Origin of the sequence: Bacillus sp. CR71 (assembly GCF_003429245.1) — a bacterium.
In the GTDB taxonomy this organism is placed as follows: domain Bacteria; phylum Bacillota; class Bacilli; order Bacillales; family Bacillaceae_G; genus Bacillus_A; species Bacillus_A thuringiensis_S.
The window spans coordinates 5,442,204-5,454,522 of sequence record NZ_CP031748.1; the positions used below are offsets into that span (position 1 = coordinate 5,442,204).

Below are 12,319 nucleotides of genomic sequence, written 5' to 3' on the forward strand. Positions count from 1 at the left end.
AAGAACCTAAAGTGGTGGATACAGTGTACCCAAAATCAATTCGAGACACCTATAAACCTCTTAATTTATAAGAGGTGCCACTCATATTAAAATATATATTGCATAATAAAGCAACCCAAATGGACTACTAAACTTGACATGTCATCAGAAAGACAACAATTTGTAAAATATGTGACTTTTTCAAAACACTATCCCTCAGTATCTTACTATACCATACAAAAAGAAAGTGGTATTTTTTTGTACTTTTTACTTTATTTACATCAATGAAAAAAGAGCACATTCCACAGAATGTGCTCTTTCTATACTCATTAAATTATTTTTCGTTCTCTTCTTTTTCCTTATCAAACCATAATAGCTCATCGTCATCCACTTCACCATTATAATTGATTAAAATTTCTTCTCCCGCTTTTATATCCTTATACGCGAAGAAGTTAAAAGTATGATTCTCGAAGACAATTTCATACGTTGCATTCGGATTATATGCATGATTAAATAACATGCCGTATCCTAACAGGAATGCCGTATGATTTACCCCATACTCAAATGCGTAGTCAGCAAGTAACGTTTTTTCAATGTGTTCATGCTGTTCATTCGGATAAGAGATAACTGGTGCTGAGTGAATCAACTCACCCTTTTTAATATCACGAGTTGCAAATACACCTCTATTAAATTCTCCATCACTAAGTTCAGAAGTCTTAACTTCAATCATATTCGTCACCTATATAATTCTTTCTTTGAAGTATTTTATCCCGCTATTTGCGAGGTTCAACTAATAATCAGTAGGTATTAGTCTCACTTTATCTCCTTAAGCTTGGCAGAAAACGCGCAGAAAAGCAATTAAATTACTATCAAGTATTCATTTAAATGAAAAAAGAGCACACATGGTGTGCCCTTTTCAAGAAATATTACTTTTCTAGAATATCTTCTAGTAACTTCACTTGCTCGCTAACAGTATGTAACGTCTTCACCGATATATCATTTCGATGTTTTTCTTCTTCCACACTCGCTAGCACTTCTTCTGTAGCTGTAGAAGTTTGCTGAATTACGTTAGAAGCATGCGTAACATCCTTTACAATATTCGTCGTTTTAACTTGGAAACTTTCTTGATGAATAACAACCTCTCGCATTACTTTATTAATCGCATCAATAAACTTCCCTAAATCAGTTACGTTTGTTAAAACGCTTGCTAACATTTCGTTACACTCTTCTTGTACTCTTTCTGACTTCTCTACCTGCACTTCTACCTTACTTGCTTGATTACTAAACTCCTTCAAAATCCCTTGAATTCTTCCCGCAGAACGATTTGATTCTTCAGCAAGCTTTAACACTTCACTCGCTACAATAGCAAAACCTTTTCCATGCTCACCTGCCCTCGCAGCTTCAATATTTGCATTTAAAGCTAGCAAACTCGTCTGACTTGAAATATTCGTTATTACATCTACAATTTCATTAATTTGTTTCGATTGCATCATTAAATCTCTAAATATAATTCCAGACTGTGAAACAACATCATTTAAACTTCTCATGTTAGCTTCAAAATTTCTTAAAGTATGTACACTACCTTTTGAAATGTCTAAACTTTCATCCACACGAGCCGATGCAGTTCTTACTTGAGATATAATTTGTTCAATATTTCCCTCCATATCATTCAATACTTCTACCGAACGATACATCATTTCTGATTGTGATTGCGTACCAACTGCTACCTCTTCAAAGGCAAAATTAATTTCACTCATCGATTCCATCGACGTGTTCATATTTTGTCTTAAATGATTGAAATTACTATCTAGTTTCACAACTGTTTCTTCAATAAGTCTTTGGGTCTCTTCTAACTCCTGAGCTTTTCTCATTACTTCTTGCTTCTCATCACTTAAACGAAGGAGCAGATTAGAACCGATTTTCGTGACGCCCCACATAGCGATTGTTACAATCGCTAACAAACTTGCGAAATTAGCAGCTTCAGATGAGGCTGTATAAGCAAAAAATTGCTCCGGCCAATAGCTACAAAGGATAAATGTGATCACAACAGCTACCCCGCCAAGAATTAAAATGAGGCGCTCACTTAAGTAAATAAGTGAAACAGCTAATGTAAAATAGACCATTTGAAATACAGCCGGGCTTTCATTAAAAGCTTGTACCATAATGTAAGACATTGTAAGCAACATAAATGTCATGATATATTTATACGCTGATTCCATACTTTTTATAAAAGTAAAAAGCGTTCCAAATACAACGACAGAAATACCACAGATCCAAAACGCCATTGCTCTCTCTGTAAAAATATATCCATAATACCCAATCGCGATTATCCCAAGGAAGAAACTACAAATCGTTATAAACAGTAATAAATGATTTTTCTGTGATTCTTTCTCAAGGTTAGAAAAACAAGTCCTCTTTAACCACTCCATATGAAGCCCCACCTTCTACTTATACATATCAATTACTTCAGTTTAAATACCGCACTCACTGGGTTATGATCGCTATTTTCAAACTTTAAATCTTTCCCTTGTACATTTACAATCTCTACATTCGGTGAAACGATAAAGCCATCAATAATAGTGACGAAATTTTCACCTTCGACATATTTCTTTACATCATCTCTCACAGTCATAACAGACGGATCTACAGCCCACTTAAAGCCACCGTCCGTAAAATCCTTCGGTAACTCTACTAACCACTCAGGACGCTCTTTCACAAACTTCGGATCACTTAATTGAGCGTTCGAAACTAATTGATTCCAATCTCCGCCCATTATTACGTAATCACCATTTTCATAATGCTTGTTCATATATTCTTTTAAATACTCTACTTGCTGTTTTCTAATTTTCCCGCCTTCATCATAAGCAGACAAATGTAGATTTACGAGTCTAACATGTTTCCCATTATTAACAGGAATTTTATATTCCACAATTGCTCGATCTAAATCAAACAAACGCTTTGGCCAAGGCTCCATTCCAGGCAGCTGGAACCTCTTCGCTTCTTGAACAGTGTATTTAGAAAACGTACTTAATCCAGCCTCCGCATATCCCATTGGATTTGTTATTGGCACTGGAACCCATTTCGTATCGTAGTTCTTGCCAAATGACGAAACATAATCAGGTAATCCTTTTTTCAAAAATTCATGTCCATTTACATCAAATGAACGAAGTGACTTTATATCAACTTCTTGTAATAGCGCAAAATCACTATTCTCATTTTGTAAAAACGAAAGCATATTCTTTAAATTAATTTCCGTTTGCTCTTTACTACTTGAACCAGATCCCTTTCCACCATCCATAAAGAAATCTTGATCCTTATCTAACCCAGCATATCCAATATTAAATGTTGTAACTTTAAATTCATTTCCAGTCGCTAATACGCGCTCCTTATTATTCTCCACCTTCAAGCTTATAACATCAGCAGGCTGTTCTTTAGTAAGTGTCATATACGCTAGAAATCCTCCTACAATGCCCGCTAATACTAAAACACATATAAATACGATTTTTAAAAATTTCTTCAAATAAATGACTCCTTTTCACGCGAATTTATTTTTCTTTATTTTCAGTCAAATAAAATAAAACGACACACATAAGAAACATTTTATCATAATTAAAACTGTATATCACTATATTTAGTTGATAAGTAATCGATCTCATTTTAATTACTAAAAAACCTTCAGACATCAAAAAAAGAAAAGTTACACCCACCTCCTCACTAGAAATTAGACGGTATATTTAGTACACTATATGTAATAATCAAAGGCGATGGAGTTCGCCATAACTGCTGCTTAGCTAATGACTCCTACCAGTATAACTACTGGTAGGAGTCTATTTTTTTGAGCAAGCTATTTAAAGAGGTGAAGAAATTGATTTATATTATCGTTGGCATTGCTGGTATATTAGGAGCTCTTTCTCGTTATTATTTAGGTCTTAATATCAACACATTTTGGCATCATTCATTTCCATTGGCAACATTACTCATTAACTTAATCGGTTGCTTCTTCTTAGCGTGGCTAACTACTTATATCGCTCGGCTAAACATCTTACCTTCAGAGGTTATCACAGGCATCGGAACTGGATTCATCGGTTCCTTTACGACTTTTTCAACATTTAGTGTAGAAACTGTGCAATTGATCAATCATTCTGAGTGGAGCATAGCCTTCTTATATGTATCATGTAGCATACTTGGTGGCCTCATTATGTCTGGCCTTGGCTATATACTTGGAGATTTCTTAATTAAGAACTCTCTTACGGAAGGTGATTACTCATGATAGAAGCTTTATTAGTCGCAACAGGAGGATTTTTCGGTGCGATTACACGATTTGCAATTAGCAATTGGTTTAAGAAAAGAAATAAAACACAATTTCCAATTGCTACATTCCTTATTAATATAACAGGAGCATTTTTACTTGGATATATAATTGGAAACGGGGTCAATACAGGCTGGCAACTATTATTAGGGACTGGATTTATGGGCGCATTCACTACATTTTCTACGTTTAAATTAGAATCTGTTCAGCTTCTCAATCTTAAAAAACCGTACATCTTCCTTTTATATTTAAGTGCTACTTACATAATTGGTATCCTCTTCGCATTCCTTGGGATGAAGCTAGGTGGAATATAAAAAAAGCGACTCTATTGAGTCGCTTTCTTTCATAAGAAATATGTCCCGCCATATGGAATGGAAAATAAACCAGATGGATGTACATCGTAATGTACAATTTGCATCGGAAGCTGTGAATACGGCATATACTGACTTTGCATTATTTGTGCAAAATATGCTTGTTGTTGCATTTGAATAGCTTGATTCACAGCATGAATTGTCCCCTGTGCCCCAGCCAGTGTAATAGCTGCTCCTACTTGTCTTCCATTATAAAAATGATGGTTCATCATGATTCATCTCACTTATTCTTTTTCTTCCATATGGTATGTTTCTATTTCATAGTAAGTGTTTTGTCCCTATGGGTTCCCCCTATCTATTGCCCTTTTTCAGCTTTGAAGTAATAAATCCAAATAGCAATATACCTATACCACTAAGGAACAATACATAACTTATCGGTACTAGGAAAAAGAAAGGTTCTTCAAGGAATCCATCCGCTCCTACTTTACTGTTTGAAGCATGTATAGTTAAAGAAATAATCGCTAAAATCATTAAAGAAATAGCTACTACGTATTTATTTTTCATTTCACATTCTCCTCTACTTATGTAATTCTCCTTAAATCGTTAACATCATATTATCTAAAATAAAATTAACAGTCAATAATTATTTATTGTTAAACAATAAATAATTATTGACTAAACTAATAACAAAAAGGTTTGCGAAGCATATTAAATTCCTTCACAAACCTTCTAAATTATAAATATTTACACTTCAAACCTCTTGCTTAATACAATATACATTGCGCAAAATAACACGAATATCCCAGCATAAATTAACAAAATCTCTACACTAAACATATCCGACAACGGACCAAATATTATCATTCCTAAAGGAAGCGCGCATGAATTCGCAATTTGTACAAGGCTGAACATCCGTCCGTGCATCGATGGTTCTACTTTCTCCTGCAATAACACAGTAACTGGTGTATTGAAGCACGGCATTGTTATACCAATTAAAAAATTAAATACTAAATACATAATAAATATCGGTGCTATTCCGAGTCCAATCATAAGCAGTCCATATAATGCACAAGCTAGCGCTGTTGTATACATACGATTACGAAAGCCACCCCACGCCGCAATCAATACGCCACCAGCTGCCGCACCCGCACTAAAGGTCATCTCACTAGCAGTAAGTCTCCACATTTCAGCCCCGAAAGAACGAGTTACCATTAAAGGTGTTAAAAAAGCAGCTGGACTTATTAAAATCATGACGATAATCAATAAAACGATTAGCCTTTTAATAAATACATTTTCTTTTAAATAAGAGAATCCTTCTTTAATTCCTTGTAGATTAGATTTTTGCTTATTCTCTGCATTCACATGTCCCTCTACTTGAATGATAAGCATAATACTAATTCCAATCATAGCCGTAATAACATCAATAAAAAATGTTGTTTCAATGCTGGCAATAGAAAGAATCGCAGCACTTGCTGCTGGAGAAAGAAACATAATTAAAGATGTAATACTGCTATTTATTCCATTTACTTTCATAAGATACTCTTTCGGAACGATTTGCGGAATTAATGCATTCACAGCTGGCGTTTGTACTCCTGTTCCAGCTGAACGAATGAGTAACACAATAAAAAGTAACCAAATACTTTTATATCCTGTTAAAAATAAAATTGCTAAAACTAACGTCGCAATCGCTATAATCCCATCCGATAACATAATCATCTTTTTACGGTCATAACGATCAATCCAAACACCTGCAAACAAAGATATCGCAATTTGTGGTAGGAAACCGCAAACAGTTGAAATGGTCAACATCACTCCTGATGATGTTGTAAGGGTGATATACCATATAATCGCGTATTGCACGAGAGAGGAACCGAACAACGAAATAGTTTGAGCGGTCAAAAATAATATAATTTTCGTTTTCCAATTGTTTTCACTCATATGTTTCACACCCCCTTAACTAATCCTGTCTCTATATCAAAGATGCTATCTGCCCAATCAAGATAAAAACTCGCTTCGTGAGATACGAGTATAATGCTGCCCTTAAACTGAATTAGCGCCTTTTGCAAAGCTTCCTTCGCTTCTGCATCTAAATGATTTGTCGGCTCATCTAAAATTAAGAAGTTACAAGGTGATAGTAATAATCCGCACAGTTTCACCTTCGATTGTTCACCACCACTTAACGTACGAATTTCTTGCGAAACGTGCGTATCCTTCACACCACACGCAGCTAAATGATGGCGTATTTCCTTCATATTCAGTTTAGGAAACTGCTCTGAAATAATTTGAAGCGGCGTTAAAGAATCATTGCTCCAATTTAAATCTTGCTCATAATATCCAATCTTTAGTTGCTCTGAAAAGTGAAACTCTCCAGAAATACTAGCAATATTTCCAACGATTGTTTTTAATAAAGTAGATTTCCCTACTCCATTGAAACCTGTAATAACAAGTTTTTGCCCACCCATTACTGAAAAATTCAACTTTGGTAAGAGAGCGAAGTCGTAACCAACTTCAAGGTTATTTACTTCAAAAACTGTCTGAACTGAAATGGGAAGTTCCTGAAAATGAATAGACGGTTTATGAGTAAAACTTGGTGGCGCAATTCTTTCCATACGCTCCAATTGTTTTCGACGACCTTGCGCTATTTTTGAATTCACCCCAGCAATATTTCTACGAATATACTCTTCCGTTTTTTCAATTTTCTTTTGCTGTGCATAATATTGGCGAATATAATCTTTTCGCAAATGCTCCTTTTGTCTTACAAAATCTGAGTATTTTCCGTAATACTTCTTAACCGTTCCGAACTCTACATCACATATGCAAGAAGTTACCTTTTCCAGAAAATCAAAATCATGTGATACGACAATAAACGCTCCTTCAAAATTCATTAAATAATTAGCAAGCCACTCCACATGCTCCTTATCGAGAAAATTCGTCGGTTCATCTAGTAATAAAATAGTAGGCTCTTCTAATAAAAGCTTTGCTAAAATTACCTTTGCACGCTGCCCTCCGCTTAATTCACCAATAACACGATCCATCCCAATCGCATCAATACCTAAACCGGCTGCCACCTTATTTATTACGCTGTCTACTGAATAAAAATCACGAGCCTCAAGCTGTTCTTGTATTTCAGCTGCTTTCAATAGTTGATTCTCACCTCCAGTCATCGCACTTTCTTCATATAACTTGTTCATTCTCTTTTCCATTTCATACAAATCATAAAAGGCTCTCTTTACATATTGTGAAATGGTATAACCCTCATCAATTTCTGCGTATTGATCAAGATGTCCAATTTGAATATTGGGTTGCCACTTTATGTCTCCCTTATCAGAAATAATTTCTCCCACCAATATTTTCATTAATGTGCTTTTCCCTGCACCATTCTGTCCAACAATTCCCATATGCTCGCCTTTATGCAAATCAAAAGAAGCATTTTCATATAATACTTTATCAATAAAACTATGTGATAAACTTTCAACTTTAAGTAAACTCATTTTTATTCCTCTTTTCCTGAAATTAAAAAAAGCAGAGAGATAGCGTCATTCGACACTAGCCCTCTGCTTCGTGGTTTTTCCTATACTACTCCAATTTACAGTAAATACTCATCGGAATAATATACACAAAGGGCCATAGACAAAGCATTGTCTATGGCCCCTTAATCTATTTTATACATCAACTGAAAAACCATAACCAAATAAGCATAGATAAACTATACTTTTTTAGAAAAGTTATTCAGTCGATGAATATAGGGATTTATGCCCCTTGATTAAGCTCCGTACAACGCTTCACCGTATACATTTGTGCGGAGCAAAGTTTTCTAATGAGTTTTACAAATTTTATATAAAGCATGTTCTGCACCTTCCTTAATACTTAAAAGGGATTTTAGCATACAGTTTTACGAAGCGTCAACATTACCTCCAAATCATTCAACTACTTATTTTTAAAATATTCCTTCTGGAACATACACATTCTTATCGCATTATGATAGTTACCATCAACGAAAAACTCGTCTAAAAGCTCGCCTTCCACTATAAATCCAACCTTTTTATACACATGGACTGCTTTCTCATTTTCTTTATCCACAACTAAATAAATCTTATGCATATTTAATACAGCGAAAGCATAATCCATCGCTAAACGCGTCGCTTCTGCTGCGTAGCCATGCCCTTGATAATTAGGATCAATAATAATTTGGAATTCAGTTCTTCGGTGAATATAATCGATTTCCACTAACTCGACCAATCCAACCATCTCATTATTTTTCTCAACGATAAATCGTCGTTCACTTTGATCATGTATATGTTTATCGTATAAATCCTGCAGCTCCACAAATGCCTCATACGGCTCTTCAAACCAATACGACATAATATGGGCATTATTATTCAGTTCGTGTACAAACTTTAAATCTTCTCGTTCTAATGGACGTAACTTCAATTCCTGATTCATTCCTATAACCTCCAAGTAAAAGAAACCTCTTCACTTAATTTCTCAATTTTTTTCGATTTCAAACGCCCTAATTTCATTGTAAACTTTCAAGCAACTTGAAGGTCAAGATGTAAAAACTAATGTAAAAATATTATGCCGAAATTTATAACTAATTAATAAAGAATGTAGGTATTTACAGTAACTTAACGAAAAAAGAACAGTCTTTTTGCTTTCCAAAAAGCTCATTAAGATAAAATAAAATTATAAATATATCATCGTTAAAAATTAAGAAAAGGAGCTGAATCTATGAGAATACAATATAGAAAATATGCGTTATCTGTAATCTCATTAGCCTTATTTACTCTTATTGGTTGTACTAATAATGAGCAAAAAAACGATAAAAACGAGACATATACTTTTGAGGCTTCCAAAAAACGTGGTGATATTATTGAGAAAAACGATGAAGTTTATAACATAGAGAAATTAGATACTTTCGTAAAAAACTATAATTCAAATAAAGACGATTCAGTTAGAATTACTAAATTTAATAACAAGAACGAGCCTATTATTATTGATTTAACTGTAAAAAAAGAAAAGGAATCTACCTCCGTCTATTATGATGTCGACTACACAAAAACAAATGAGAAACATAATGAAAACCAAGAGATACAATATTCGAATACTACATGTCAAAAGATAAAGAAAGATATTGAAGACAACAAAGTAACTTATAAATTAGAATGTCCTGACACTATTCATTTGATTACAGCCCCAAAATCATAGGGTGGAAAATTCCACATAAAAAAGTAGTGCAAACTTACGTCTGCACTACTACTCTTTTCTCAAATCTCTCATATTCGATATGTATAAAGCAATAACTAAAACAAGAATTGCTCCTGCGTATAATAACGTCTCCATCGGTTCCTCATGAGACACAATAATCAACCGAATTAAAGCCGTAATTCCGATATAAATAAAATAACGTAACGGGAAATGATAATTCGATTTAAAATACTTAATAATTAATGCAATGAACTCGAAGTATAAGAAATAGACGATGATACTTTCAACCAATTTATAAGACGTATACTCTTTTGACGAAAAAATATACTGCACAAACGTGATCGTCTCATTCACTAAGAAAATCGATAACACAATGGATAATATAATTAAAGCTATATTTAATATCCATTGCAAAATACTAGCTATAACATGATCGATATTAAACGACTTCATTTTATCTTTAAACTCCCCTTCGTATAAGTACTTATTTATTATAGCAAAATTACGATTGGAAAGAAGTTAAATCATATATTCGTCCTTTGTTGTTGCCAGTATAGGCCAGATTTAGTGTGTGGAGAATTCTGTTTACAACCATACCTGACGAAACATGGAGAAACTCTTTCAAATTACCGTTCGTACATGTCTTACTAATGAGCAATGCATAATCTCGTATAGCACCCTCATGTGCCACTTTTGAAAAATCTTTACAACTTGTACAACGCCACCCCTTCTTAACTTTAACCATTGGAATAACTAAGCATTTCTCACATTGTACTCCATTTAGCAACTCCTCTTTTTCTATTTTATATTGCTCAAGTATATTTTGTTGAAGTGGAGAATGCTCCGCTATTATTTGATGAATGAGCCTATCTACATTATCTATAACTTTTTTCTTATATTTACTTTCAAACCACTTTATTTTATGAGGTAGATTTGCACTATGAATAATTGTATGAAGAAGATTGTCATCTGAAGATTTTATAATGGTACGAGGCGAGCTAATAACAACGAGGGACTCGATTGGAAGACTAGAAGAAAATCCATGTAAGCTTAACCATTTTTTAAGTTGTATTTCCTGCCTTTTTATTTGTAAAACAGGGTCTGGAAATCCCTCTGAATTTCCTTCTGTTATTCGGATAAGTTGATTAAACTTTGTATCAAATATTAATGTACCTGCTATATTTTTTATCTCAAGAAACAGAAGAAACTTTGTGGAAATGATAATAGTATCAATTTGAAAGTATTGATCATGATTAGATAAGCGAACATCATGTAAAACACTGTACTCTTTCTCAGAAATAAAACTAAGTGGATAATCAATCGCTTGCTCCCCTTTATACCCCGCCATGTGTTTTGCCAAGTTTTCTCCAATTATATTTCGTTTCGGATGATATACAGGTAACCTTCTAAGAAGCGCTTCTAACTGTCTTATATAAATCGGTATTTTTCTTTCTTTCACAATCACCTCAAACACCCCTTTACAAATATATCAACGATTTTTTCAATATATCTATCACAACTAGCAATATATCAACGATTTTTCCAATATATCTATCATAACTCACAATATATCAACGATTTTTCTAATATATCGATCGGTCGACAATATCCGACACTACCTCACTTCAATCACTCACAGCATATCCTAGAAAAACATCTTCAGCAAAAACTTAAAATCGCATTTCCTCATAAAAAAAACCATAACCCGATCCTCCAGCAAAGTTATGGTTTTTATCCTACAACGCCACTCTACCTATAACTTTGCCGTGAATTCCACAAAATCCATTTGTGCCTATACCAACTTTCACCTTTTTCACAATGAAACTATATACGTTAAAATCGTTTCATAACGCTATTACTTCCGCATACCTACACTTTATATAATAACGGTACAGTACAAACAACGTACTGTACAAATATATGTGGGGGGATTAACTATGAACGAAGCGTTACTATTAGTCGACATACAAAATGATTACTTTGAAGGTGGCAATATGGAATTACATCAACCTGAAAAAGCCGCACAAAAAGCGAAAGAAGTTTTGAGAGTATTTCGCGAAAAGCATAAAACAGTTATTCACGTACAACATATTGCGAACAACGAAGGGGCTACTTTCTTCTTACCCGATACAGTAGGTGTTCAAATTTATGATGATGTACAACCGATTGCTAACGAAAGAGTCATTCAAAAACATCACCCTAACAGTTTTTTAAGAACAAATTTATTAGAAACATTAAAGACAGAAAAAATAGATCAACTAGTCATTTGCGGTATGATGACTCATGTATGTATTGATGCAACAGTACGCGCTGCCAGTGACTTCGGATTTCAATGTATTGTAATTGAAGATGCTTGTACAACAAAAGATTTAGAATTTCAAGGAAATCTAATCCCCGCAGTACACGCTCATCAATCGTTCATGAGTGCATTAGAGTTTGGTGATATTTATGCAACAGTCATGTCAGCAAACTGTTTTATAACCAAAAGCAAATAAAGAATTACAGTTCCATATGA

14 protein-coding genes and 1 riboswitch are annotated in these 12,319 nt (G+C 34.1%); of the genes, 4 read left to right on the forward strand and 10 right to left on the reverse strand.

The window, feature by feature from the left end; translation table 11 throughout:
- Window positions 1-313 precede the first annotated feature (313 nt).
- The 3 genes from DOS87_RS27620 to DOS87_RS27630 form a co-directional block, all read right to left on the reverse strand.
- Window positions 314-709 carry an SET domain-containing protein gene (locus tag DOS87_RS27620; protein WP_000573651.1) on the reverse strand — a complete coding sequence of 132 codons (396 nt, stop codon included), beginning with the start codon at window positions 707-709 and terminating at the stop codon, window positions 314-316.
- A 196-nt stretch (window positions 710-905) separates the two neighbouring features.
- On the reverse strand, window positions 906-2,408 hold the full coding sequence (locus DOS87_RS27625) for a DUF4077 domain-containing protein (RefSeq protein ID WP_081143897.1): 1,503 nt from the start codon (window positions 2,406-2,408) through the stop codon (window positions 906-908).
- 32 nt (window positions 2,409-2,440) lie between these two features.
- Window positions 2,441-3,499, reverse strand: a complete 1,059-nt coding sequence (locus tag DOS87_RS27630; protein WP_000714043.1) for an endonuclease/exonuclease/phosphatase family protein — start codon at window positions 3,497-3,499, stop codon at window positions 2,441-2,443.
- Window positions 3,500-3,730: 231 nt separating this feature from the next.
- Window positions 3,731-3,790, forward strand: a riboswitch (Fluoride riboswitch).
- Between the two features lie 54 nt (window positions 3,791-3,844).
- Between DOS87_RS27630 and crcB (DOS87_RS27635) the strand changes: the two genes are divergently transcribed.
- Both crcB (DOS87_RS27635) and crcB (DOS87_RS27640) read left to right on the forward strand, forming a co-directional pair.
- Window positions 3,845-4,249, forward strand: a complete 405-nt coding sequence (gene crcB, locus DOS87_RS27635) for a fluoride efflux transporter CrcB (RefSeq protein WP_176212512.1) — start codon at window positions 3,845-3,847, stop codon at window positions 4,247-4,249.
- Window positions 4,246-4,602: a fluoride efflux transporter CrcB gene (gene crcB / locus DOS87_RS27640; RefSeq protein ID WP_000568576.1), complete on the forward strand. Its 357-nt coding sequence runs from the start codon at window positions 4,246-4,248 to the stop codon at window positions 4,600-4,602. Before crcB (DOS87_RS27635) ends, crcB (DOS87_RS27640) begins: the two co-directional genes overlap by 4 nt.
- Before the next feature lie 29 nt (window positions 4,603-4,631).
- Here crcB (DOS87_RS27640) and DOS87_RS27645 read toward each other — a convergent pair whose 3' ends face one another.
- From DOS87_RS27645 to speG, 5 genes are all read right to left on the reverse strand, one after another.
- Complete coding sequence (locus DOS87_RS27645) at window positions 4,632-4,871, reverse strand: DUF3947 family protein (protein WP_079246125.1); 240 nt, start codon at window positions 4,869-4,871, stop codon at window positions 4,632-4,634.
- A gap of 79 nt (window positions 4,872-4,950) precedes the next feature.
- Entirely contained in the window at window positions 4,951-5,184 is a 234-nt protein-coding gene (locus tag DOS87_RS27650) for a DUF3955 domain-containing protein (protein WP_081143898.1), read from the reverse strand.
- A gap of 159 nt (window positions 5,185-5,343) precedes the next feature.
- On the reverse strand, window positions 5,344-6,537 hold the full coding sequence (locus DOS87_RS27655) for an MFS transporter (RefSeq protein WP_016513211.1): 1,194 nt from the start codon (window positions 6,535-6,537) through the stop codon (window positions 5,344-5,346).
- A gap of 5 nt (window positions 6,538-6,542) precedes the next feature.
- Window positions 6,543-8,090, reverse strand: a complete 1,548-nt coding sequence (locus DOS87_RS27660) for an ABC-F family ATP-binding cassette domain-containing protein (RefSeq protein WP_098425143.1) — start codon at window positions 8,088-8,090, stop codon at window positions 6,543-6,545.
- A 436-nt stretch (window positions 8,091-8,526) separates the two neighbouring features.
- Complete coding sequence (speG, locus tag DOS87_RS27665) at window positions 8,527-9,042, reverse strand: spermidine N1-acetyltransferase (RefSeq protein ID WP_016099169.1); 516 nt, start codon at window positions 9,040-9,042, stop codon at window positions 8,527-8,529.
- 285 nt (window positions 9,043-9,327) lie between these two features.
- On the opposite strand from speG, the gene DOS87_RS27670 reads away from it, so the two are divergent.
- Complete coding sequence (locus tag DOS87_RS27670) at window positions 9,328-9,804, forward strand: DUF4362 domain-containing protein (RefSeq protein WP_001222628.1); 477 nt, start codon at window positions 9,328-9,330, stop codon at window positions 9,802-9,804.
- 48 nt (window positions 9,805-9,852) lie between these two features.
- On the opposite strand, the gene psiE is transcribed toward DOS87_RS27670, so the two are convergent.
- Window positions 9,853-10,257, reverse strand: coding sequence for a phosphate-starvation-inducible protein PsiE (gene psiE, locus DOS87_RS27675; protein WP_000834707.1), 405 nt, complete (start codon window positions 10,255-10,257; stop codon window positions 9,853-9,855).
- A 49-nt stretch (window positions 10,258-10,306) separates the two neighbouring features.
- Window positions 10,307-11,263 (reverse strand): nuclease-related domain-containing protein, encoded by a 957-nt coding sequence (locus DOS87_RS27680; protein ID WP_151618838.1) that lies wholly within the window; start codon window positions 11,261-11,263, stop codon window positions 10,307-10,309.
- Window positions 11,264-11,741: 478 nt separating this feature from the next.
- Between DOS87_RS27680 and DOS87_RS27685 the strand changes: the two genes are divergently transcribed.
- Window positions 11,742-12,299, forward strand: coding sequence for a cysteine hydrolase family protein (locus tag DOS87_RS27685; RefSeq protein WP_151618829.1), 558 nt, complete (start codon window positions 11,742-11,744; stop codon window positions 12,297-12,299).
- Window positions 12,300-12,319 lie beyond the last annotated feature (20 nt).